This window comes from Burkholderia sp. HI2500 (assembly GCF_002223055.1).
GTDB lineage: Bacteria > Pseudomonadota > Gammaproteobacteria > Burkholderiales > Burkholderiaceae > Burkholderia.
This window is the reverse complement of the sequence record NZ_NKFL01000004.1, coordinates 1331926-1352979: the sequence shown is the minus strand read 5'-3', so window position 1 is coordinate 1352979 and position 21054 is coordinate 1331926. Positions and strand designations below refer to the sequence as shown.

Below are 21054 nucleotides of genomic sequence, written 5' to 3'. Positions count from 1 at the left end.
CTTACTCGTCGTCGTCGCTCCACGGGATTTCGACGTCGGTCAGGAACGCGACGGTCGCGAGCGGGCCGCCTTCCTGGCGGCCGAGCTTGCCGTCCGCGCGATGCCATTCGACGCGAAACTGCGTGCCCGGATCGTCGGCCAGCAGATAGACCGTGCGCAGCTCTTCCTTGTCGGCTTCGTCCACCGGGCCGTCGAACGACACCAGCATCTTCTGCGGCCACAGGCCGTTGACCGGATCGTAGATGCGATCGCCTTGCGGAATGTCGATGCTGGCCTCGACGCCGATCGTTGCGGAGGCCTCGATGATCATCGTGCCGAGTGCGTTCAGCACGGCAGTCGCCCGCGCGGAATTGGCCTGGCGGATCGCGAGATCGCCGCGCGTCAGCGCCTTTTCGAGTCGAGGATGGATCTTCGGTTGGGTCATGCGTTTTCCTGTTTGCTTCTTGTAAATGGCGCCGCACGCGTGAAACGGCGGCGCCGGATGAATACGACGATTGCGCCCGTTTGGCGCGCCGCTTGCGCGCGTCAGAACCCGAGCGCGACCGCGAGCAGGCCGCTCGCGATCCCGAATACGACGACGAGCGTCGCGACGATGGCCAGCATGTAAGGCTTGAACGAACGCGCGAGCATCGCGAGCGACGGCACGCTGACCGGCGGCAACGTCATCAGCAGCGCGGCGGCCGGGCCAACGCCCATGCCGAGCGACAGCATCGCCTGGATGATCGGCACCTCGCCGGCCGTCGGGATCACGAACAGCATGCCCGCGACCGCGAATGCAATGATCCAGCCGAGATGATTGCCGATGTCCGGGCCGATATGCGGGAACAGCCATGCGCGCGCGGCGCCGAGCAGCAGCACGAGCACGATGTATTCGGGCACGAGCCGCACGGCCATGCGCGCGAGCAGCTTCATCCAGCGGACGAACGGATTGCCGGCCGCGGCCTGCTCGGCCGCCAGCGCGGCGAGCTGCGCATCGTCGATGCTGCGGTCTTCAGGGCGTGCGATGCGGTTCAGCAGATAGCCGATCCCGAACACCATCGCGATGCCGAGCACGAGGCGCAGCGCACTCCAGTGCCAGCCGAGCACGAAGCCCATGAACACCAGCGCCGCCGGGTTCAGCACCGTGTTGCCGAGCCAGAACGCGACCGCACCGCCCGGCGATGCATGGCGCGCACGCAGCCCCGCGACGACCGGCGCCGCACAGCACGTGCACATCATGCCGGGCAGCGACAGCAGGCCGCCCGCGGCGACGCTGCCGAAGCCGGTGCGGCCGAGCACGCGCGCGACCCAGTGCGCGGGCAGCAGCGCCTGCACGGCCGAACCGAGCAGCAGGCCCAGCACCATTGCCTGCCAGATCGCCTTGCCGTACGCCCACGCGTAGTCGAGCGCGGCCTTCAGCGACGGCTCGGGCGCGGTCGCCGACGTGCCCATCAGGATCGACTGGCCGATCGAATGGTGCTCGGCGGCCACGAACGCCTTGTTGTAGTACGGAAACCATTTCACATAGAACAGTCCCGCGACCGCGATCAGCAGGAAGGTCATCCAGCCGAGGGCCGGACTGGGTTGGGTGCGTGTGGTCGTCATCGTGTGGTGGTCGATTGGATTTGATCAGTTTCGAATGTCGCGCCTGCAGCAAACGCGGCCGATGCGGGTAGCCCGGCCTGTGCGAGCTGGGCCAGCAGCGCACGCGCCTGCTCGCGCCCATCGGCGGCGTTGGGCCGGAACGTGAACGTCAGCGCCCGGTTCGGCTTGTTGTATGCCGCGCGGTAGGTCCGTGCGTAGGCCGGATCGTAATGCTTGTCGATCAGTTCGGTGAACAGTTCGGCCCGCGCGTCCGCATCGATCAGCGCCTTCCAGTGCGTTACCTGTTCGCGGCTGTGCAGGCCGATCAGCCGATGAAGCTGCGCCTTGAACGCATCCGGCTCGTCGAACAGGTGGGCGTAGTCGTCGAGGAGAAATGCGATGCGCTCGTCATGCGCCGCGTCGACATGCACCCACGGCCCTGCGTGAAACGCTTCGATCAACGCGATCGGCAACTGCACGAGCCCGATCCGACGGCTTTCCGACTCGACGAACACCGGCCATTCGGGGTCGAAACGTCCGAGTGTTTCGACGAGCCCCGAATCGAACCCCTTCTGCGCCGGCTGAGGCTTGCCCGGCAGCGCGCCGAGCAGCGAACCGCGATGGCACGCGAGCGCCTCGAGATCGAGCGTCTGCGCGCCCACGTCGCGCAGCGCGTTCAGCAGGCGCGTCTTGCCGCAGCCCGTATGGCCGACGAGCGCGATGTAGCGAAAGCGCGTCGGCAGCGAGTCGAGCGTCGCGCACACCGACTGGCGGTACGCCTTGTAGCCGCCGTCGAGCTGGCGCGCCTTCCAGCCGATCAGGTTGAACCAGGTCGTCATCGAGCCCGAGCGCTTACCGCCGCGCCAGCAATAGATCAGCGGCCGCCAGTTGCGCGGACGGTCGGCGAACGTCGTGTCGAGATGGCGCGCGATGTTGCGCGCGACCATCGCCGCGCCGACCCGGGTCGCCTCGTACGGCGACACCTGGCGGTACATCGTACCGACGAGCACGCGCTCCTCGTTGCTGAGCACGGGCGCGTTCAGCGCGCCGGGAATATGGTCCTCGGCGAACTCGAGCGGCGTGCGCACGTCGATGATCTCGTCGAACTCGCCGGCGCGATCGAGGGTGACAATCAGGTTCTTCAATTTGGCGTCGAACGGGGGCGATGCGGCTCGATGAGCCGCATGGGCACGGAAGGCGGATTGACGATTATCTCACGGGCCGGCGTCTCGGGCCGCGCGCGGCAGTTGGCGGCGCCGACGCGGCCTGCATCGCATCGATCAGATGGTCGCGGAACGCGCGAACCGACGCGGGCAGGTCACGCCCCGCCATCGTCTGCACCTGGATGCTGCGCTCGCGCAGCTGCGGATTCGTCACGGGCACGACGACGAAGCCGTCCGCGGCGCAGCGGTCACGCACCGACAGCAGCCCCGTGAACATCACCGCGCCCGTGCGGCGCGCGTAACCGTACATCGCCGCCGTGTTGTTGCTCGTCAGTTCGGGCTCGAGCAGCAGCCCGTCGAGCGCGCACGCGATGTCGATCAGCTGGCGCACCGTCGTGCCGGCCTCGGGCAGCACGTGCGGGTGACGCGCAACATCGGCGAGCGACACGGCTTCCCGCGTCGCGAGCGGATGGTCGTGCCGCACCAGCGCGAAGATCGGCGCGCGCTCGGAGTGGTCGACGCGCACGCCCTTCTCCGGCGCGAGGCTGAAGCTCAACGCGATGTCCACATCGCCATCGCGAACACGCCGCGTCGCGTCCGCCGGTGACACCACCCATACGGAGAAATCGACACCCGGATGGCGCGCCTTGAAGCTGGCCAGCGTGCCGGGCAGGAAATCGATCGCGAACCCTTCCGAGCACGCGATCTTCAGCAGGCTGCCGTGCAGCGCGTCGAGCCCGCCGATGTCCTTCATCACGTGCTCGGCCTCCAGCAGGCTGCGCTGCGCGAACGCCAGCAGCCGCTCGCCGGCCTCCGACAACGCCATTCCGCGCGGCCGGCGCTCGAACAGCGGTGCGCCGAGCTCGTTCTCCAGTTTCGCGATCTGGCGGCTGATCGCCGATACGGCCACGTGCAGCCGCGCGGACGCGTCGCTGATCGAGCCGGTGCGCGCCACCTCGACGAAATACCGCAACGCCAAGCCATGCAGGAAAGCCGCCATCGCTCTGTCTCCGCCCGGCTGCCGGGCTTGCCGCTTTGCCTTTTCGGCAAAGAAAGGTTCGAAATTCGATCATTGTGACAAAAAAAACGGCTTCCTAGAATCGATCGCATTTCACGCTGCATGCCCGATCCGGCGCGTGCAGCGAAGCCGTCAGAGGAGACCCGACTTGAGCCGTACCGCCGCCATCCAGCACGCGCTGAACCAGTTCGAATCCGGTGCGTTCTTCACGACCCTGAGCCGCCGCGTCGGCCTGCGCACCGAAAGCCAGGAGAGCGGCAATGAAGCCGCGTTGCGCGCCTACCTGACCGACGAGATCGCCCCCGAAGCCGCGCGCCTCGGCTTCACGTCGCGGATCGTCGACAATCCCGTCGACGGCGGCGGCCCGTTCCTGCTCGCCTCGCGCCACGAAGACGACGCGCTGCCGACCGTGCTGATCTACGGCCACGGCGACGTCGTGCGCGGCTACGACGCGCAGTGGCGCGCGCCGCTGTCGCCGTGGACGCTGACGGCAGACGGCGACCGCTGGTACGGCCGCGGCAGCGCCGACAACAAGGGCCAGCACACCATCAACCTGGCCGCGCTGGCGAGCGTGCTCGACGCGCGCGGCGGCCGGCTCGGCTTCAACGCAAAGCTGCTGATCGAAATGGGCGAGGAAACGGGTTCGCCGGGCCTCGACGCACTGTGCCGCCAGGAACGCGACGCGCTCGCGGCCGACGTGCTGATCGCATCCGACGGCCCGCGCATCGCCGCCGCGCGCCCGACGGTATTCCTCGGCTCGCGCGGCTCGATCAATTTCAAGCTGAGCCTGCGCGCCCGTGACGGCGCGCATCACTCCGGCAACTGGGGCGGGCTGCTGCGCAATCCGGCGATCGTGCTCGCCCATGCGCTCGCGAGCCTCGTCGACGCGCGCGGTGCGATTCGCGTCGCGGGGCTGCGTCCGCCGCCGATCCCGGCGGCCGTGCGCGATGCGCTCGCCGACCTCTCCGTCGGCGGCGGCCCCGGCGATCCGGCGCTCGACGCCGACTGGGGCGAGCCCGGCCTCACCGCGCCCGAGCGCGTGTTCGGCTGGAACACGTTCGAGATCCTCGCGTTCAAGGCCGGCAACCCCGAGCACCCCGTCAACGCGATCCCGCCCGCCGCGTACGCGCACTGCCAGTTGCGCTTCGTCGTCGGCACCGACTGGCAAGCGCTGCACGCGCATCTGCGCACGCACCTCGATGCACACGGCTTCGCCGATATCGAGATCGACGTCGAACGCGGCGCGCCGGCGACGCGCGTGCCGCCGGACGATCCGTGGGTGCGCTGGGCCGTCGCGTCGCTGGCGCGGACCACCGGCAAGAAGCCCGCGATCCTGCCGAATCTCGGCGGCACGCTGCCGAACGAAGTGTTCGCCGACACGCTCGGGTTGCCGACGCTGTGGGTGCCGCACTCGTACCCGGCGTGCTCGCAGCACGCACCGGACGAGCACCTGCTCGCGAGCGTCGTCAGCGAGGGGCTGCAGATGATGGCCGGCCTCTTCTGGGATCTCGGCGACGACGCACCGACCGCTCGCCGCACGGCGCCCGCCGCGGCCGACGCCGCCCTGTAACGCGCTTCGCCCCTTTCACGGGACCTGCACACACGATGAATACGACCACCCTGACCTCGCAGGAAGCCGCCCGCCCCAGCACCGCGAAGATCCGGCGCATCATCTTCGCGGCGTCGATCGGCAACGCGCTCGAATGGTTCGACCTGATCGTCTACGGCTTCTTCGCGGTGACGATCGCCAAGCTGTTCTTCCCCGCCACCAGCGAAGCGACGTCGCTGATGCTGACGCTCGGCACGTTCGGGCTGTCCTACCTGATCCGGCCGATCGGCGGCTTCGTGCTCGGCGCGTACGCGGATCGCGCGGGCCGCAAGGCGTCGCTGCTGCTGTCGATCGCGATGATGATGGCCGGCACGCTGCTGATCGCACTGATGCCGACCTACGCGTCGATCGGCCTGCTCGCGCCGCTCGGGATCATGCTGTCGCGGCTGATGCAGGGCTTTTCCGCGGGCGGCGAATTCGCGAGCTCGACCGCGTTCCTCGTCGAGCACGCACCGCAGCGGCGCGGTTTCATGTCGAGCTGGCAGTTCGCGAGCCAGGGCCTCGCGACGCTGCTCGCATCGGGCTTCGGCGCGTTGCTGACCTCCACGCTGACGACCGCGCAACTCGAAAGCTGGGGCTGGCGCGTGCCGTTCCTGTTCGGGCTCGCGATCGGCCCGGTCGGGCTGTATATCCGCCGCTACGTCGACGAGGGCGTCGAGTTCAAGACGCAGGCACGCTCGGAAGCGCCGGTGCGCGAGCTGTTCGCGGAACAAAAGGTGCGGGTGCTGCTGTCGATCGGCGCGCTCGTGATCTCGACCGCGATCAACTACATGATCCTGTACATGCCGACTTACGCGATCAAGCAGCTCGGCCTGCCCGCCTCGACGGGCTTCGCGGCCACGCTCGCGACCGGCTTCGTGCTCACGCTCGTCACGCCGGTCGTCGGCCACCTGTCCGATCGTACCGGGCGGATCCGCATGATGGCGGTCGCGGCGGTCATGATGCTCGTCACCGTGTACCCGACGTTCGCGTGGCTCACGCGTCACGCGTCGTTCGCGACGATGCTCGCCGCCCTGGTCTGGATCGGTGCGCTGAAGGCGATGTACTGCGGCGCGCTGCCTGCGCTGATGGCCGAGCTGTTCCCGTCGCAAACCCGCGCAACGGGGCTCGCGGTCAGCTACAACACGGGTGTCACGCTGTTCGGCGGCTTCGCGCCGTTCGTCATCACCTGGCTGATCAGCGCGACCGGCAACCGGCTGTCGCCGGCGCTCTACCTGATGGGGTGCGCGCTGCTGAGCCTCGCCGCGCTGTTCGTCGCGCGCACGCTGCTCAAGATGCGATAACGGAACAACCGACGGCGCGGCGATGCGCTGCCGGTGCGGCCCGTCGCGGCATCGCTGCCGCGCGGGCCGGGCGCCACCTGCTTCCGGTCAAGGCGCCGGGTTCGGCTGCAGTTCGTGCAGCGCGTCGATCTCGGCGAGGATCTCGTCGGACAGCTTCACGTCGACGCTGCCGATGTTCTCCTTCAACTGCTCGAGCGACGTCGCCCCGATCAGGTTGCTGCGCGTGAACGGCCGGCTGTTGACGAACGCCAGCGCGAGCTGCACGGGCGACAGTCCGTGACGCCGCGCGAGCGCGACATAGCGCGACGTCGCCTCGACGGCCTGCGGCTTGCTGTAACGCTGGAAGCGTTCGAACAACGTGATGCGTGCGCCGGCCGGACGCGCACCGTTCTCGTACTTGCCGGACAGCCAGCCGAACGCGAGCGGCGAATACGCGAGCAGGCCGACGCCGTCGCGATGCGTGAATTCCGACAGCCCGTTCTCGAACGTGCGGTTCAGCAGGCTGTACGGATTCTGGATGCTCGCGATGCGCGGCAGCCCGAGCTTCTCGGCCGCGCGCAGGAACTGCGCGACGCCCCACGGCGTTTCATTCGACACGCCGATCGCACGCACCTTGCCGGCCTTCACGAATTCCGCGAGCACGCCGAGGGTTTCCTCGATCGGCACCGTATAGGCGTCGTCGACCCACGGATAGGCGGGACGGCCGAACGTCGTCGTGCTGCGATCGGGCCAGTGCAGCTGGTAGAGATCGACGTAGTCGGTCTGCAGGCGCTTGAGGCTGCCGTCGAGCGCTTCGGTCAGGTTCTTGCGGTCGAACTGGTTCCCTTCGCCGCGAATATGGCGCGGATTGTGCGGCTGCCGCGCCGGCCCCGCGATTTTCGTCGCGAGCACGATGCGCTCGCGCTGCGCGCGATGCTGCGCGAGCCAGGTGCCGATGTACGCCTCGGTGCGCCCCTGCGTATCGGGTTTCGGCGGCACCGGATACATCTCCGCGGCATCGATCAGCGTGACGCCCTGTCCGATCGCGTAGTCGATCTGCTCATGCGCATCGCGCTCCGAATTCTGCTCGCCCCACGTCATCGTGCCCAGGCCGATCAGGCTGACCTCGATGCCCGAATCGCCAAGTGTGCGGTATTCCATGCTGTTCCTGTCGCGTCGGTGGAAAGCAGGAACGCTATCACATTGAAGCGACTGCTTCAGACAGGCGCCGCCTACGCTTACAGGCGGCCTTCGGCGCCGGCAGCGAGGTTCACGCGCCGGCCCGGATGATGGTGCTCCCGCCCGCCGTCACTGCGGCCGCTGGATGAAACAGGTTGCCGACGCATGCGCGACGATCTTGTCGTCCGCGGTCTTCAGCGTGCCCTCCGCGACGCCCAGCGAGCGCGACAGGTGAATCACGCGCCCTTCCGCGACCAGGTCGACGTCGCGCGGCACGGGCCGCAGCATCTTCACATGCAGATCGACCGTGCCGTAGCCGACGCCCGCATCCAGCATCGAATGCACCGCGCAGCCGGTGACCGAATCGAGCACCGTCGCGGCGAACCCGCCGTGCACGCCGCCGAGCGGATTCAGGTGCCGGCCGTCCGCCCGCGCCGAAAACTTCACATAACCGAGCTCAACGTCGAGCGGGCGCATCGGGATCGTCTCGGAAATCGACGCGAGCGGCGCATCGCCCGATACCGCCGCGCGCAACAGATCGAGACCAGACAGGGAAAGCGGGTTCATCGGGTTGTCTCCGGGTTGAAAGCGCGTCGCCGCGCGAGTAAGTTCTAAATTGGAACTAATTATTGGCAACGACGGCGCCCGTTGTCAACGTGGCCGGGCCCGTTGCAACCGAAGACGGGTTCTATAATCGAACCCGCTATTTCGCCGAACCGCCGCAAAGGATGCAAGAGACTCGACGATGAAATGGGATGACATCGGCACGCTGAACTGTTCGGTCGCGCGCACGCTCGCCGTGCTCGGCGACCGCTGGACCATGCTGATCCTCCGCAACGCGTTCCTCGGCTGCCGCCGCTTCGACGCGTTCCAGGCCCAGCTTGGCATCACGCGTCATGTGCTGGCCGAGCGGCTCGCGCGACTCGTTGACGAAGGCGTGCTGGTCAAGCGCGCGTACCAGGAGCGGCCGCCGCGGTTCGAATACCGGCTGACGGACAAGGGCCTCGACCTCTACCCGACCCTGCTCGCGCTGACGGCGTGGGGCGACCGCTGGAAAGACGACGGCCAGGGGCCGCCGGTGCAGTTGCGTCACCGCACTTGCGGCCAGCTGATGCATGCGGTCACCGTATGCTCCGCGTGCGGCGAACCGCTCGACGCACGCGACGTGCAGCCGGAGCGTGGCCCCGGGTGGATTGCAGCCGAGGCGGCCGGGGCGCCCGCGGACGAGAATTGATGCAGCGTCGTGCATCCATGAATGAACGCGTAACGCACACGGATCGTTAGTCGCACTCGCGCTGCTGTTGCGTGCCGCGTCGAACCCGCCCGGCTGCACGCGCGCAGGGCTTGCATGCATGCCGCGATTCCCCCACCACCGCACGCGCAATCGCGCGCTGCTTTCGGCTCCATCCGCTGATCAAACCGATCACGCGCTCGGATCCCGCACAACGCAACTTTGCGTCACCGTCTCGGCCGTCGCGGTCATCGCGATGCGTCATCCCGTCTCATCCACACGTGACCGGGCCGCCACGTCTGCGTTACACTCACGGCCCGCTGTCTCGAAATTGTTCGCTGTCCAAGATGTTGTCGCGCAATCGCCTCGCCGCTGCCTGTCTCGCCGCCTCCCTGCTCGCCACTCCGTTCGCCGCCTTCGGCAAGACGCAAAGTGAATCGCTGCTTCAGCAGGCGATCGACCTCGTGTCGCGTTGGCTGCCGGCCCCCACTCACGAAGCACCCGCGACACAGGTCGTCGAATCGGCGTTTTCGCCCGACGGCGGTGCCGAAGCGCTCGTGCTGAAAGCGATCGGCGCCGCGCGCAGCTCGATCCGCGTCGCCGCCTATTCGTTCACGTCGCCGCCTGTCACGCGCGCACTGCTCGCCGCCAAGCGACGCGGCGTGAATGTCGCGGTGGTCGTCGACGACAAGGGCAATCGCGCAAAAAGCAGCAAGCAGGCGCTGAACCTGCTCGTCAACGCAGGTATCCCGACGCGCACGATCGACGCCTACGCGATCCATCACGACAAGTACCTCGTGATCGACGCCGAACACGTCGAAACGGGCTCGTTCAACTACAGCGCATCGGCGGCCAGCCGCAATTCCGAGAACGTCGTGGTGGTGTGGAACAACCCGCAACTCGCGTCGCGCTATCTCACGCACTGGCAAAGCCGCTTCGACCAGGGCACGCCGTACCGCTCCAGCTATTGAGGCAGGCCGCGCGGCGCTTGCCCCGTGTTCGATCCGCCGTGTTGCAGATGATCGGCGAGCGCGGCGCGAAACTCAATTCAGCCGAATGGCCAGCGCGCCGCCGCACTCAATGGATGTCGGGCGTCCGCCCGGTCACCGCACCGGCCTGCGTCGTCGGCGCACAGCGATTCGCGTGTCCGCTCGCGCCGCTTGCCGAAGACGTCGGCAAACCGCCGGGCAGCGCGCTGCTCACGCAAACGACGCCGAATGCCAGCGTGTGCTGGACCATCGGATAAAGAAGATACAGCGCAAACGCGAGATAGCCCGCGTACAGGAATCGAACCATGGTGCGATGGGAAGCGATGAACGAATGGACTCGACCTGTTTACGGCACTGCGCCGGGCACCTTGAGGTATCGCGCCTCCGATTGAGCATCGGGGCGAACCGCGGGCCCATGGCGCCTGCTTCGCACCCGATCTGCATCGATTCACGCCGGGCCGAAACCACCGGTCGGCGGATTCGCAACGTGGCGATGCGCCGAACAATGCGCGATACTGTCCGACATACGATCCCGTGACCGGCCTCGCAGCCGGGACAAAAGGCAAGGCCCATGCAAATCGCACCGAAACCGGCCGACGAGGCGGCCAGGCTCGATACGCTTCATTCGCTCTCGATCCTCGACACGCCACCCGAAGAGCGCTTCGATCGCCTGACGCGTCTCGCACGCAGGCTGTTCGACGTACCAATCGCACTCGTCAGCCTCGTCGACGCCGATCGCCAGTGGTTCAAGAGCCATGCCGGGCTCGACGTCAAGCAAACGTCGCGCGACGTGTCGTTCTGCGCCCATGCGCTGCTCGAGGGCAATACGATGGTGATCCAGGATGCGCTGAACGACAATCGCTTCCACGACAATCCGCTCGTCACCGGCGCGCCCGGCATCCGCTTCTACGCCGGTCGACCGCTCACGGCGCCGAACGGCGCACCCATCGGCACGCTGTGCCTGATCGACACGCGGCCGCGCTCGCTCGAACCCGACGAACTCGCGCTGCTCGGCGATCTCGCCCACATGACCGAGCGCGAGATCGCCGCGCTGCATTTCGCGACCACCGACGAACTCACGCAACTGACCAACCGGCGCGGCTTCGAGATTCTCGCCCGCCACGTGCTGAGCCTGTGCGATCGCCTCGACCGTCACGCGGTGCTGCTGTTCTTCGACCTGAACGATTTCAAGTCGATCAACGACCGCTTCGGCCACGCCGAAGGCGACCACGCGCTCAAGGCCTTCGCCGACACGCTGACGGGCGCGCTGCGCGACAGCGACGTGGTCGCCCGGCTTGGCGGCGACGAGTTCGTCGTGCTGCTGAGCGCCACCGATCCGGCCGACGTTGCCGAGCCGGTCGAACGCGTGACGCAGGCGCTCGCGCTGCGCAACGCGGCCGACGCACGCGGCTATGACATCCGGTTCAGTGTCGGCCACGTCGACTACGATCCCGCACACCATCGCGACGTGGCCGACCTGCTCGCATCGGCCGATCAACGGATGTACGAGGACAAGCAGCGCGGCAAGACGGCCGGCACGTAAGCGCGGGCGGACCGGGCGCAGGCGCCTGCCGCCGCCCTGCCGCCCCGCCGCTCAACTGGGGTTGCGTGGTTGCGTCAGCTTCCGCACGGCGGCGCGCTGGCCATGGCCTCCGCGATCTGCTCGGGCGTCAGGTCGCGCTGATGTGTCGCGAGCGACCAGCGATGGCCGAACGGATCCTCGACCTGTCCGTAGCGATCGCCCCAGAACATGTCGGCAGCCGGAATCGTGACCGTCGCGCCGGCCGCGACCGCCTTCGCGATCGCCGCGTCGGTGTCCGGCACGTACAGGTGCAGGCACACCGGCGTGCCTTTCAGTGCCTTCGGCCCGAGCGCGCCGTGCTCGGGCATTTCATCCACCAGCATCAGTGTCGAATCGCCAATCACGAGGCACGCGTGCGCGAGCCGGCCGTCGGGCATCGCCAGGCGAAACTGTTCGCTCGCATTGAACGCGCGCTTGTAGAAATCGATGGCTGCGGTTGCGCCGGCGCAGATCAGGTGCGGCGTCAGCGTGCGCATCCCTTCCGGGATCGGTTTGACGGACGTGGACATGGGTGTCGCTCCTTCGGGCGGTTGTCGTATCGGAATCGGGACGGACGCGCGATGCGCACGCCTCCGATGCTACGACGGACGAACCCGGCGGAAATCGACACGGCGGCGGACATTTTTTTGTTTTCCCGGGGATCGGCGCACACGGGTTCCCCGCACCGGGCGTCATCGGCCCGTCAGGTCGGCCTCGTTGTCCCGTACGCCGAACTGCCGGCGGCATGCCTCCAGCAATCCGGCCACCGCATCGAGCGGCAGATCGGCAAACCGGGCGATCGGCAGCATCACGCCACCCGGTACCTTGTTGCGCGATGAAAGCGCCGAGAACTGGTAGCCGATGTAGCGATTTCCGGCAACGCTGATGATCCGGAATTCGGTGACGTCACGCCATCGCGTGACGGGTTGCTCGCGCAAAGCCCCGATCAGCCTGAAGCCCGTCTCGTCGACCTGCAGCGCCATCCTGCGTCGCGACGACACGAAGAAGGCGGCCCCCGCCAGCGCCAGCGCCAGCAACACGGCCAGTGCCGCCACCGGCCAACGCGCCGGCGCGGCCGCGTAACCGCACAGGCTCGCCACGGCCAGCACCGCGCACGCGATCGCCCTTCCTTTCAGGCTCCGGCCGTCGACCGCCAGCGTCACCGGCAACCGGCCGACGACGGCTCCCGCGTCGGGATCGTCGTGCCAGCCGGAGGAATCGGCGGTTTCGCTTTCGTCGTTCATCGCGCAATCGCCCATATCGACGACAACCGGCTCATCGAGGCCGGACACCCGATCGACGCGCCGAGACAGGCTGTCCGTCGCCGGAAAATGGTCGGGATCGACGACGGTGAGCATCGACCCACGACAACGCGCCTTCGTCCGCGCGGAACGGGCCACGCTCCGTCGGCATCGGTCATGTTCAGTTGCACACCTTGACGGTACCGTTGGTCGTGCATTGACCAGTGGCCCAGTGGCTCTGCCCTGCCAGATGAGGTGCCTGGCCGACGCCACGGATCGGCTCGGACGGCGACGATGCCGGAACGGCCGCGGCAACCGACGCGGTGTCGGGCGACGGTAGCGGAGACGGCTCGGGCGCGGCCTGGCAAGCCGACAATGCCAGACAAAGAGCGGATGCCAACAGGGCGATGAGCGGTCTGGACATGATCTCGTACGCGTTTGCGATGTTCGCTTCCGGTAAAACGGGCTGGCTCAAGATCACGTGCCCGTCAGACCGTTCGGCGCAACCGCCAATGCAGCATGACGGTCATCCAATACTACTCCTCGCGATCGACGTCGCGCGAGCGGCCATTCGGCCAGGTGCCGCCCTCCATGCGGCGGCACGCGCCATCGCTGACGCATGCCGCGCCGGTCAGATTTGCGGCAGGTCGCGCAAAGTACGCGACTCGTTCGTTGCATCGATGTCGAGCTCGATGCCTTCCGATGCATCGCGATACAGCACGCGCTTCAGCCGGGGCCCGATCGCGGTGGCGTCCGATGCCGAGAAGATTGCGCGGACATCGTTTCCGGACGCGAGCGCGCGCGCCACGTCCGCCACCGGCGCTTCGCTGGGCGTCGCCGCCCACGACCGGTCAGCCGGATTCACGGCCGCCCAGCGCACGTGCGTCACGCGCGCGCTGAGCGGATCGATTCGCACGCCATTCACCGCAAACATCGACATCGGCATCTCCTTCGAATTTTTTGCGGCTCGCCGTACCGATACGCGGTCACGGACGGCCCCAGATCTCGCAGACGTTTCCCGCCGGATCCGCCACGGAAATCGCGATCGTGCCGTCGCCGTAGTCCCATTCGTTCAGGATACTGACGCGACACGACTCAAGTCGCGCAACGGCTTCCGACACGTGCGCCACTTCGATCGCCAGCGCAATGCCATGGCCGGTCGGACGAAACTCAGGGTACGGAAACTTGCCACCGCTACCCGTATGGATGGTCAACGTCGCCCCGTTCACGACAAAGCGATGCCACGGATTCCCCGCAGCCGACACGCCTTCGGCATGCACGGGCAGCGCGAGCGCCAACCGATAGAAACCCACCACCGCCCGGAAGCGATCGTCTTCGACCGGCACCAGGATGCCCAGACTCGCGATCATGCGTGCTTCTCCGGCCCACGTGATTTTCGATGATACATTGGGACGCTTTACCACCGTCAACAGACAATCGTGCACGGGAGAAACACATGACCGACGCCTGGGGAACCTTCCCTGCCAGAATGGGCGACCATCAGGCTTTCATCAGCTTCAACCACAGCTTTGCGGAAATCGCCGAAGGCGATCCGCGCACGTCGCTGCTCAGCGTGCGCGTCCCCTTTGCGCATCCGACACCGGAAGGCCTGCCGAGCGGCGACGAATTCGCCGACCTCGCAACGATCGAGGATCTGCTCGACGCCACGATGACCGCGAAAGGCGGCGTGCAGGTGGGCCGCATCACCGTCGACGGCCACCGGGATTTCCTTTTCTACGTGCCGTTCGACGCAGAGGCAGCGGCGGAGATCGTCGACGCGCTGGCCGATCAGACGACTTACGCCCTTCAATACGCGCATCAGGACGATCCGGACAAGGAAGCGTACTGGCAGACGCTCTACCCGACCGATGACGACTGGCTGATCATGCGCGACATGCGCGTGCTGGATGAATTGCGGAAGAAAGGTGACGCCAGCGACGTAAGCCGGCGCGTGATGCACTGGGCGTACTTCCCCGACCCGAGCGACGCGCATCAGTTCGCGGACTGGGCCGAGTCGAAAGGCTATCCGGTCGAATCGGTGGCGCCCACCGAGGACGGCAAGTCGGCCGTCCGGTTTTCACATGAAGGCACCATGGCGCTGGCCGACATCACGCGCCATACGATCGCGATCAACCACGAAGTGCGTGCACTCGGCGGGGATTACGACGGATGGGAAACCAGCGTCGAACAGGCTGGCTGAGCGGGTCGACCTGCCCGCTGTGCGACACGTGATGCAACGCATCCGGCGCAAAAAATATCCCGGCGGCATGCTTGCGCGCCGCCGGGACCAAGGCATCACCGGCCGAAACCGGCGATGGGCCTGAGGGTTCGCCCAGGCACGAGGAAAGCGATTCGTGCGGATCAGGCGAACGGATGCCGGGGTGCGCAATCGATGCGCTCACGCCGCCCGCCGGACGCCTGTCCGGTTCCGTCGACGCAGCCTTCCCGCGTCGCACGGGCAAAAAGCCCCCGCTCCTGCGCGAGCGAGCGGGGAAACGGTTGACCGGGCCGGGGAAGAACGGTCAACCGACCAAATTGTGAGCGTGGGCCGCGCAACGATCTGTGCGGCAACTCACCATTTGGTGACAATGCCGCAGCAATTGGTTCGCCCGCGTGCCGCGCGGATCGCGTCACGGTCCGAGCGCAACGCCCGCGACCGGCGCGAGCATCACCACGATGATGGGCGACAGCACCACGGCCCCGATCATCATCACGCCGTCGGCCGCGAGCGTGACAGGCGTCGCGAGCACGCGCACGGCCTTGCCCGCCGTCGTGATGCGATCGGTGACCGGGATCTTGTACGAATGCGCAAACGACGACCACGTCTTGCCCTGCGCAAAACCATCGGCGAGATAGCGCGATCGGGCCAGTTCACCCTTCATCCCCAGATCCCAGTCTCCGAGCTTCGTGAAGCCGTCCTCCAGCGCACGATTCCAATCCTCATTGGTCATGTCATCGCGATGGAGCCGCAGCGAGAAATCGCCCGAAATCTTGCTGCCCTGCGCGACGAACCCAGATAGCGACGCCTCGATCGATTTCCGGTAAGGCGATGCCAGCACCGCGCCGAGATGCGCCGGCATCTCGAAGATGTAGTGATATTTCTTGCCGAGCACGACGAATTTCTTGCCGTCCTCGCTGACGAGGAATCGGTCGACTGTCTCTTCGTAATGGCCGTCTTCGAACAGCATGGCAGTGCAGCCTGTCAGGCCGGCAGCGACAACGATCGCGCCAGCCGTCAGCAGCGTTCTTCTTTTCATGCCTGGAGTTTTATTTTGTTTTAATTCAATTGGATATTTTCAGTCCGGGCCCAGTCTCCGGTAAGTCGCAGGTGTTGTCAAAGCAGGTTTATTCTATTTTTTAGATCGACACGATTCTGGTTTCATTTTCTTGCACCGATTTTTTCGAAACTGCATTTTGCGAACGCCGTGACTCGCGTCATGACAACCGGGTTTCGTCATCGTGACGGTCAGCTGAAAAGCCATTCTGCGACCATCTCTATCCAGTCGAGTTCGCCCGCGATATCGATGACGGTTTCGCCGACGATTTCGGCAGTCGATGTGGTCGATACGCCCGTCGCCACCGCCCCGGCAGCAACCGCGTTCGCCTTCGCCATTTCGACCGGCGCGCCCGATCTTGGATCGGCCAGCCGCTCCAGCCAGTCGACGATGTTGGCACGCGCATCCTCTTCATCGACGAAATCATGCCGCTCGAGAAAGCGATCGAACACGATCCACGCAAGCGTCTTGCTTCGCGAATCGGATTCGAGATGCCAGTCGACCACACCTGTCCGCCCGGACGCCCTGATTTCGAGCCTCGCGGTGAAACAGTAATCGAGGTACTCGATTTCAAGTTTCGACGACATGGTTTTTCTCCGGTCAATCTGCCAGCTCTGTACTTACGATGAGCCGCGCCCCGGGTTCCCCGACACTGTATGAATCTTCGATGAAATTCGCGCGGCGCATCATGTCCGCGAGCAGTATCGCGATATTCTCGTGACCTGTCGATATCGATCGCCGACACATGACCGCATGCGATTGCCCCACCCTTCCTCTCCGCGCTTTTGCTCGCGGTTCAGGTTCTGCCGCGAATCGCTTCGATTTCCTATTTCGGGTATTGTCCTGCCTCGCCGCCGCAATCGCGCTGCTAAACTGGAATCAATAAGGCCGCTTGCGACATCAGAGGAAACAATGGCACTCGCCCACGCACAGGAAAATGGCGTAGAAGTCTGGGTTATCCAGCTTCCCGGGCACACACCCTATGCCTATACGCACCTCAAGCGGGTGTTCTCGTCTGACGATACGCGCCATCGGGTCGTGACGATCGACCTGACGAAACTGCTGGCATGTGCCGACCGAGACACGACGGACTACGTGTTGCCGTCCGTTCTGTACTGGGCTCCTGGAAAAGCCGCGGGCATTCGCGAATTCCTCGATCCTGAACAGGACAGGATTGCGGACATGCCGTACATCACGTTTCGCGAGACGAGAACGCGAACGCTGCTCGGCATCCCCGGCCTGTCGAAGGTCGGCGTCGCGTCGTTCCGCAACGGCCAGCATCGCGCACGCTATCTGGCCTATGCAGGCGCAACGACCCTGCCCGTCGAGGTGCACGAGACGGAAGCCGATTTGCTCATGCGGTATTGCGGCGAGTAGCGACGGAGTCCGCTCGGCTTGCGCCCGGCGACGGCCGCACATCGTGCGACCGTTCGCTCGAATGTCGCCAGGCCGCTACGCCTGTATCGCATAGATCCGGTCGGTGACCTCCGTCTGGCCGATGCGGCTCGTCTCGATGCCCGCCAGTTGCCATCCATTGTGTTCATAGAAATCGATCGGGCGTTCGTTGTCCTCCAGCACCTTCAGGTGAACCTTGTCCACGCCAATCGTGCGCGCCCAGGCACGAACGGCTTCGATCATGCGCTTGCCCATGCCGCTTCCGTGATGCGAAGGATGGACGTGCAGGCAGTCGAGCAACAGGCCAGGCACCGGCTCGTGACGTCCGCCAGCGCTCGTCTTCTTCACGCCTGACGCGATCGCGTCAGCGCCTGCTCGCCGGGCGTCGCTGCAACTCGTTGCCCGTGCAACGGGATGCAGGCAAAAAAAATCCCGACACCATCATTGGTCGTCGGGATCGAACGGCCCTGCAAAGCATGAGGGCACGAGGAAGCCGACACATTACACCAATGTAAGACTGTTGCGCGCTGTCGGTTCACGCCAAGTCCCTGTCCCATTCCGCCATTCATGCGCAAAGCGCGGCCGTAAACGAAAAAAGCCTGCTCACGCGGAACGCGAGCAGGCAAGAAAACGGATCAGCATTCGAGGCACGAGGGCTGTCCATGGAAGATAACGGCACGGGGCGCAAGAACCTTAGCTGGGACAGGAAACTCGCAACATCATGTCGGCGGGATACGGCCATCCAATCCCGTGTCGAAGATCCATTGATGAAAACCGGCGACCCGGTGACGATATCCTGTCGCCCGCAACGCTGACCGACCGCGAACCGTGCGAAGCTCCACCCGGCTCGCTCGTAGCAAAGCACCACTCCGTTCAATCGGCCATGTATGGCAAACTTCGGCTCCGAATCGACGCAGCGCGCACTCTTCATTGCAGGGGAATCATGTACGTCTTGATCTATATCGCAGCAGTCGCTGTCGCGAACCTGATGGTCGCTCATTTCGGACCAGCTGCTACACCGATCATTGCGTTCTTTCTGATCGGACTCGATCTCGCGATTCGAGACCGACTCCATCTGGACTGGCGCGGCCGCGCGCTTTGGTCAAGGATGCTTGCGTTGATCGCGGCCGCTGGCGTTGTCAGTTACGCGCTCAATCCGGCTGCCAAGGAAATCGCCCTCGCGTCTCTCGTGGCGTTCGGTTCGGCGGCCGTAGCAAGTGCAATCGTGTTCCAACTCGCACGTCGCTTTCCGATACTGGCGCGCGCCAACGGTGCGAACGTCGCGGGTGCGGCTGTCGACTCCATCGTCTTTCCGCTGATTGCGTTCGGGGCAGTGTTTCCGACGATCGCCGCATTGCAGTTCGTCGCAAAGGTCGCGGGTGGCGCTTTGTGGTCGTGGGTGGTTTTTCGAAACACTCGAACGGTTCAGGCGGGGATCGCGAGCAATGTGGTTGATCGGTGACGACGAGTTCTGTCCAGATATCGCTGACTACGCTTTGATGGAAGAAGAAATTCGACGCGCAGATACCAGCCCGTGTCAGCTTCAGCGCGTGGAGTAAGCATGCAGACGGTGGAAAGGTTGATTCAGCGTCCCGTCAGGAGCGGTCGCCGCGCGATTTCATATCCCAAGAACCAGCGACGCACCAGCCATATCGTGACGATGCCCACGATCACGCCGGCACCGATATCTGCCAGGTAATGGCCACCAACCGAGAACGTCGATACCAGCATGACCGAATTGAGCGCGAGCGCGACGGGAAAAATGAAGCGAAGATTACGTGTGACGTAGATCAACATTACCGCGACGACTGCATGAAATGACGGTAACGAAACGATTCCCTGCATCGCCATGGGATTCATCACGATGGGCACCCCACTTCTGGCACTGAAATAATCGGAAAGGTGAGACGCCGGCCCGGAATCGCTAATACCGAAGTACGGGAATGCACTCGCCGCCGGATACCACGTCGAAATCGCAACGACGAATATCAGCGAAATCACGAATATCAGCATCATCTCGCAAAGCTCTTGCTTTCGGCGCAACAGTCCGAATAAAAAGCACAACAGAACCATCTGATATGAAATGGTTTTATATGCAAACACAAGTACTTGCTGAATAACCTCGTAACGCACGACCCATTGGTAGCTTTTCAGCCAATCGAATCCGAATGATTGCTCCCATGCCAGAAGCGCATCCTGGATCTCGGGACGGTTGACGGCTGCCCCGATATACGTCGCAATCACTGCCGCCTGCGCATTCATCGTGACGGTCCGAAAGCAAAGGACCGAGAGCGCGATATCCCGACAACGAAGTTTTTCGGCAATTTCCCGATAGCGCGGGATACGTCCGATGCCGACCAAGACACCGCAGATCAGTAGCGTCATGCCGCACGTCTCGACCGATTGCAGATACCACTCGTGAATGAGGGACAGCCCAAATCGGCCCATGGTCGCGAAATCGACAGCAAACATGACACTCGTCAGTATCCAAGCAATCGCAAACGCCCCCAATACGCTCGTTCTCATATTTTCCCCGGCCGTGCTTTTTATTGACGGTGTGTCCGTCCTGTCAGCACATATTCAATCACGCCCGGCAAAAAATTACACTGGGCGTTTGTCATAGGCCGGCCAAATCAGTCATCGCGGGAACGGCACTCGTAGCGGAGGCGGTTGCGGTATATCCAACGTTGCAGGGGCGTTTCCGCGTCTCGACCACCTTGCGTCGATCGAAGGCACTCGTCTAGCCGGTCGACACTCGCACCACTGTTACCCCGTTCGAGCTATCGAGCGCGACGTGCATCGCCTCGCGCCTGCTATCCAGGGAAGGAATCGAAGGGAGCGCCCAAGTGCGCGATCCGCGAAATCGCCCTGCGTTCGAATGCTCCGCTCGCCTGAAACCGCAAGATCGAATGCCTCGACCTCGCGCAACCGCAAGGCCGGTCACATTCGCGTGAAGCGCGCAATGCAGCGCCGGAAGATGCGCCGCAAGGTAATTGAGCAGTTCGAGATCACGCCGGCGCTTGCGGCACGCCCGATCGGTTGGAGGCGATTCGGCACGAAGGAATGCCTGTCCGTGTTCACGCCAAAGTGCGGCACGCACTACACGCGCGACGGATTCAAGGGATGCCGAGGGAAGTTGATGAGCGAAACGATCGAGGTGGAGGTCATTGCCGGTCGATTCGCATTCCATGACTTGCGCGCATATTACGCACCCAACATTAGAGCGCGGCGCCCTGCCCGACCGGCATGCGAACCCGGCGACAACCGCACGGGTGTACGACCGAAACAAAATCGGAAAGCGCTGTGAATTCCATTTTGTGAAATGCCAAAACAAAAACGGCACTGTCTTTTGGGACAGTGCCGTTCTTAACAACTTGATACTGCTTGGAATTCTGTGGGGTGGCTGATGGGACTCGAACCCACGACGACAGGAATCACAATCCTAGCGTTCCATCCTTATCCATCAAGCCTCACAGGCTCGCATGTGGGAATAATATAGGAAAACTAGCCCTTGATTCAACAGTCTTTTTTTCACTTCATTCCCAACGTTTCGCCCCTTCTTCTCGGC

The 21054-nt window shown here is 64.7% G+C and carries 24 protein-coding genes and 1 pseudogene; 9 read left to right on the top strand and 16 right to left on the bottom strand.

Features of this window, described 5'->3' with window-relative positions:
- Position 1: 1 nt before the first annotated feature.
- The 4 genes from CFB45_RS09100 to CFB45_RS09085 all read right to left on the bottom strand — a co-directional run bounded on the left by CFB45_RS09100 (position 2) and on the right by CFB45_RS09085 (position 3726).
- Positions 2 to 424, bottom strand: a complete 423-nt coding sequence (locus CFB45_RS09100) for a hypothetical protein (protein ID WP_021157006.1) — start codon at positions 422 to 424, stop codon at positions 2 to 4.
- Between the two features lie 101 nt (positions 425 to 525).
- Positions 526 to 1584 (bottom strand): permease, encoded by a 1059-nt coding sequence (locus CFB45_RS09095; RefSeq protein WP_089425343.1) that lies wholly within the window; start codon positions 1582 to 1584, stop codon positions 526 to 528.
- On the bottom strand, positions 1581 to 2708 hold the full coding sequence (gene mnmH, locus CFB45_RS09090; protein ID WP_089425342.1) for a tRNA 2-selenouridine(34) synthase MnmH: 1128 nt from the start codon (positions 2706 to 2708) through the stop codon (positions 1581 to 1583). The genes CFB45_RS09095 and mnmH overlap by 4 nt, the downstream gene beginning before the upstream one ends.
- A 64-nt stretch (positions 2709 to 2772) precedes the next feature.
- Entirely contained in the window at positions 2773 to 3726 is a 954-nt protein-coding gene (locus CFB45_RS09085) for a LysR family transcriptional regulator (protein ID WP_089425341.1), read from the bottom strand.
- Between the two features lie 166 nt (positions 3727 to 3892).
- On the opposite strand from CFB45_RS09085, the gene CFB45_RS09080 reads away from it, so the two are divergent.
- Together CFB45_RS09080 and CFB45_RS09075 are read left to right on the top strand one after the other, a co-directional pair.
- Positions 3893 to 5314 carry a M20 family metallopeptidase gene (locus tag CFB45_RS09080; RefSeq protein ID WP_089425340.1) on the top strand — a complete coding sequence of 474 codons (1422 nt, stop codon included), beginning with the start codon at positions 3893 to 3895 and terminating at the stop codon, positions 5312 to 5314.
- A 35-nt stretch (positions 5315 to 5349) separates the two neighbouring features.
- Entirely contained in the window at positions 5350 to 6636 is a 1287-nt protein-coding gene (locus tag CFB45_RS09075; RefSeq protein ID WP_089425339.1) for an MFS transporter, read from the top strand.
- Between the two features lie 87 nt (positions 6637 to 6723).
- On the opposite strand, the gene CFB45_RS09070 is transcribed toward CFB45_RS09075, so the two are convergent.
- Together CFB45_RS09070 and CFB45_RS09065 are read right to left on the bottom strand one after the other, a co-directional pair.
- Entirely contained in the window at positions 6724 to 7776 is a 1053-nt protein-coding gene (locus CFB45_RS09070) for an NADP(H)-dependent aldo-keto reductase (RefSeq protein ID WP_089425338.1), read from the bottom strand.
- A 147-nt stretch (positions 7777 to 7923) separates the two neighbouring features.
- Positions 7924 to 8361: a PaaI family thioesterase gene (locus CFB45_RS09065; RefSeq protein ID WP_039358790.1), complete on the bottom strand. Its 438-nt coding sequence runs from the start codon at positions 8359 to 8361 to the stop codon at positions 7924 to 7926.
- A 178-nt stretch (positions 8362 to 8539) separates the two neighbouring features.
- Here CFB45_RS09065 and CFB45_RS09060 point away from each other — a divergent pair, with 178 nt between their 5' ends.
- Positions 8540 to 9028 (top strand): winged helix-turn-helix transcriptional regulator, encoded by a 489-nt coding sequence (locus CFB45_RS09060; RefSeq protein ID WP_089425337.1) that lies wholly within the window; start codon positions 8540 to 8542, stop codon positions 9026 to 9028.
- 344 nt (positions 9029 to 9372) lie between these two features.
- Entirely contained in the window at positions 9373 to 9996 is a 624-nt protein-coding gene (locus tag CFB45_RS09055; RefSeq protein ID WP_034201824.1) for a phospholipase D family nuclease, read from the top strand.
- Positions 9997 to 10102: 106 nt separating this feature from the next.
- On the opposite strand, the gene CFB45_RS39395 is transcribed toward CFB45_RS09055, so the two are convergent.
- On the bottom strand, positions 10103 to 10321 hold the full coding sequence (locus tag CFB45_RS39395; protein ID WP_089425336.1) for a hypothetical protein: 219 nt from the start codon (positions 10319 to 10321) through the stop codon (positions 10103 to 10105).
- Between the two features lie 264 nt (positions 10322 to 10585).
- On the opposite strand from CFB45_RS39395, the gene CFB45_RS09045 reads away from it, so the two are divergent.
- Positions 10586 to 11557, top strand: coding sequence for a GGDEF domain-containing protein (locus CFB45_RS09045; RefSeq protein ID WP_089425335.1), 972 nt, complete (start codon positions 10586 to 10588; stop codon positions 11555 to 11557).
- 74 nt (positions 11558 to 11631) lie between these two features.
- Here CFB45_RS09045 and CFB45_RS09040 read toward each other — a convergent pair whose 3' ends face one another.
- The 5 genes from CFB45_RS09040 to CFB45_RS09020 all read right to left on the bottom strand — a co-directional run bounded on the left by CFB45_RS09040 (position 11632) and on the right by CFB45_RS09020 (position 14186).
- A complete protein-coding gene (locus CFB45_RS09040; protein WP_046545626.1) occupies positions 11632 to 12105 on the bottom strand; it encodes a VOC family protein in 474 nt (157 codons plus the stop codon).
- A 162-nt stretch (positions 12106 to 12267) separates the two neighbouring features.
- The gene (locus tag CFB45_RS09035) at positions 12268 to 12819 is read right to left on the bottom strand and encodes an aspartyl-tRNA synthetase (protein ID WP_089425914.1); all 552 of its coding nucleotides are present in this window, start codon (positions 12817 to 12819) and stop codon (positions 12268 to 12270) included.
- 178 nt (positions 12820 to 12997) lie between these two features.
- Positions 12998 to 13240 (bottom strand): hypothetical protein, encoded by a 243-nt coding sequence (locus CFB45_RS39740; RefSeq protein ID WP_089425913.1) that lies wholly within the window; start codon positions 13238 to 13240, stop codon positions 12998 to 13000.
- A gap of 207 nt (positions 13241 to 13447) precedes the next feature.
- The gene (locus CFB45_RS09025) at positions 13448 to 13756 is read right to left on the bottom strand and encodes a phosphatidylserine/phosphatidylglycerophosphate/cardiolipin synthase (protein WP_046546333.1); all 309 of its coding nucleotides are present in this window, start codon (positions 13754 to 13756) and stop codon (positions 13448 to 13450) included.
- 46 nt (positions 13757 to 13802) lie between these two features.
- Positions 13803 to 14186 (bottom strand): VOC family protein, encoded by a 384-nt coding sequence (locus CFB45_RS09020; protein WP_089425334.1) that lies wholly within the window; start codon positions 14184 to 14186, stop codon positions 13803 to 13805.
- 86 nt (positions 14187 to 14272) lie between these two features.
- Between CFB45_RS09020 and CFB45_RS09015 the strand changes: the two genes are divergently transcribed.
- Positions 14273 to 15016 carry a DUF695 domain-containing protein gene (locus CFB45_RS09015; RefSeq protein ID WP_089425333.1) on the top strand — a complete coding sequence of 248 codons (744 nt, stop codon included), beginning with the start codon at positions 14273 to 14275 and terminating at the stop codon, positions 15014 to 15016.
- A 430-nt stretch (positions 15017 to 15446) separates the two neighbouring features.
- On the opposite strand, the gene CFB45_RS09010 is transcribed toward CFB45_RS09015, so the two are convergent.
- Both CFB45_RS09010 and CFB45_RS09005 read right to left on the bottom strand, forming a co-directional pair.
- The gene (locus CFB45_RS09010; RefSeq protein ID WP_089425332.1) at positions 15447 to 16073 is read right to left on the bottom strand and encodes a hypothetical protein; all 627 of its coding nucleotides are present in this window, start codon (positions 16071 to 16073) and stop codon (positions 15447 to 15449) included.
- A gap of 209 nt (positions 16074 to 16282) precedes the next feature.
- Positions 16283 to 16678 (bottom strand): hypothetical protein, encoded by a 396-nt coding sequence (locus CFB45_RS09005; protein ID WP_089425331.1) that lies wholly within the window; start codon positions 16676 to 16678, stop codon positions 16283 to 16285.
- A gap of 325 nt (positions 16679 to 17003) precedes the next feature.
- On the opposite strand from CFB45_RS09005, the gene CFB45_RS09000 reads away from it, so the two are divergent.
- Positions 17004 to 17468 (top strand): plasmid fertility inhibition factor family protein, encoded by a 465-nt coding sequence (locus CFB45_RS09000; protein WP_089425330.1) that lies wholly within the window; start codon positions 17004 to 17006, stop codon positions 17466 to 17468.
- A gap of 75 nt (positions 17469 to 17543) precedes the next feature.
- On the opposite strand, the pseudogene CFB45_RS08995 reads toward CFB45_RS09000, so the two are convergent.
- Positions 17544 to 17795: pseudogene (locus CFB45_RS08995) on the bottom strand (GNAT family N-acetyltransferase); the annotation flags it as partial.
- 634 nt (positions 17796 to 18429) lie between these two features.
- Between CFB45_RS08995 and CFB45_RS08990 the strand changes: the two are divergent.
- A complete protein-coding gene (locus CFB45_RS08990) occupies positions 18430 to 18948 on the top strand; it encodes a VUT family protein (protein WP_089425329.1) in 519 nt (172 codons plus the stop codon).
- Between the two features lie 122 nt (positions 18949 to 19070).
- Here CFB45_RS08990 and CFB45_RS08985 read toward each other — a convergent pair whose 3' ends face one another.
- The gene (locus tag CFB45_RS08985) at positions 19071 to 19958 is read right to left on the bottom strand and encodes a phosphatase PAP2 family protein (protein WP_179255050.1); all 888 of its coding nucleotides are present in this window, start codon (positions 19956 to 19958) and stop codon (positions 19071 to 19073) included.
- Between the two features lie 406 nt (positions 19959 to 20364).
- Here CFB45_RS08985 and CFB45_RS39390 point away from each other — a divergent pair, with 406 nt between their 5' ends.
- Positions 20365 to 20793, top strand: a complete 429-nt coding sequence (locus CFB45_RS39390; RefSeq protein ID WP_256978178.1) for a hypothetical protein — start codon at positions 20365 to 20367, stop codon at positions 20791 to 20793.
- Positions 20794 to 21054 lie beyond the last annotated feature (261 nt).

Excerpts from the sequence above, each read along its gene's own strand:
- CFB45_RS09100 (WP_021157006.1), bottom strand. The coding sequence starts at position 424 with ATGACCCAACCGAAGATCCATCCTCGACTCGAAAAGGCGCTGACGCGC.
- CFB45_RS09095 (WP_089425343.1), bottom strand. The coding sequence starts at position 1,584 with ATGACGACCACACGCACCCAACCCAGTCCGGCCCTCGGCTGGATGACC.
- CFB45_RS09085 (WP_089425341.1), bottom strand. The coding sequence starts at position 3,726 with ATGGCGGCTTTCCTGCATGGCTTGGCGTTGCGGTATTTCGTCGAGGTG.
- CFB45_RS09075 (WP_089425339.1), top strand. The coding sequence starts at position 5,350 with ATGAATACGACCACCCTGACCTCGCAGGAAGCCGCCCGCCCCAGCACC.
- CFB45_RS09070 (WP_089425338.1), bottom strand. The coding sequence starts at position 7,776 with ATGGAATACCGCACACTTGGCGATTCGGGCATCGAGGTCAGCCTGATC.
- CFB45_RS09065 (WP_039358790.1), bottom strand. The coding sequence starts at position 8,361 with ATGAACCCGCTTTCCCTGTCTGGTCTCGATCTGTTGCGCGCGGCGGTA.
- CFB45_RS09060 (WP_089425337.1), top strand. The coding sequence starts at position 8,540 with ATGAAATGGGATGACATCGGCACGCTGAACTGTTCGGTCGCGCGCACG.
- CFB45_RS09055 (WP_034201824.1), top strand. The coding sequence starts at position 9,373 with ATGTTGTCGCGCAATCGCCTCGCCGCTGCCTGTCTCGCCGCCTCCCTG.
- CFB45_RS39395 (WP_089425336.1), bottom strand. The coding sequence starts at position 10,321 with ATGGTTCGATTCCTGTACGCGGGCTATCTCGCGTTTGCGCTGTATCTT.
- CFB45_RS09045 (WP_089425335.1), top strand. The coding sequence starts at position 10,586 with ATGCAAATCGCACCGAAACCGGCCGACGAGGCGGCCAGGCTCGATACG.
- CFB45_RS09040 (WP_046545626.1), bottom strand. The coding sequence starts at position 12,105 with ATGTCCACGTCCGTCAAACCGATCCCGGAAGGGATGCGCACGCTGACG.
- CFB45_RS09035 (WP_089425914.1), bottom strand. The coding sequence starts at position 12,819 with ATGAACGACGAAAGCGAAACCGCCGATTCCTCCGGCTGGCACGACGAT.
- CFB45_RS39740 (WP_089425913.1), bottom strand. The coding sequence starts at position 13,240 with ATGTCCAGACCGCTCATCGCCCTGTTGGCATCCGCTCTTTGTCTGGCA.
- CFB45_RS09025 (WP_046546333.1), bottom strand. The coding sequence starts at position 13,756 with ATGTCGATGTTTGCGGTGAATGGCGTGCGAATCGATCCGCTCAGCGCG.
- CFB45_RS09020 (WP_089425334.1), bottom strand. The coding sequence starts at position 14,186 with ATGATCGCGAGTCTGGGCATCCTGGTGCCGGTCGAAGACGATCGCTTC.
- CFB45_RS09015 (WP_089425333.1), top strand. The coding sequence starts at position 14,273 with ATGACCGACGCCTGGGGAACCTTCCCTGCCAGAATGGGCGACCATCAG.
- CFB45_RS09010 (WP_089425332.1), bottom strand. The coding sequence starts at position 16,073 with ATGAAAAGAAGAACGCTGCTGACGGCTGGCGCGATCGTTGTCGCTGCC.
- CFB45_RS09005 (WP_089425331.1), bottom strand. The coding sequence starts at position 16,678 with ATGTCGTCGAAACTTGAAATCGAGTACCTCGATTACTGTTTCACCGCG.
- CFB45_RS09000 (WP_089425330.1), top strand. The coding sequence starts at position 17,004 with ATGGCACTCGCCCACGCACAGGAAAATGGCGTAGAAGTCTGGGTTATC.
- CFB45_RS08990 (WP_089425329.1), top strand. The coding sequence starts at position 18,430 with ATGTACGTCTTGATCTATATCGCAGCAGTCGCTGTCGCGAACCTGATG.
- CFB45_RS08985 (WP_179255050.1), bottom strand. The coding sequence starts at position 19,958 with ATGTTTGCTGTCGATTTCGCGACCATGGGCCGATTTGGGCTGTCCCTC.
- CFB45_RS39390 (WP_256978178.1), top strand. The coding sequence starts at position 20,365 with ATGCTCCGCTCGCCTGAAACCGCAAGATCGAATGCCTCGACCTCGCGC.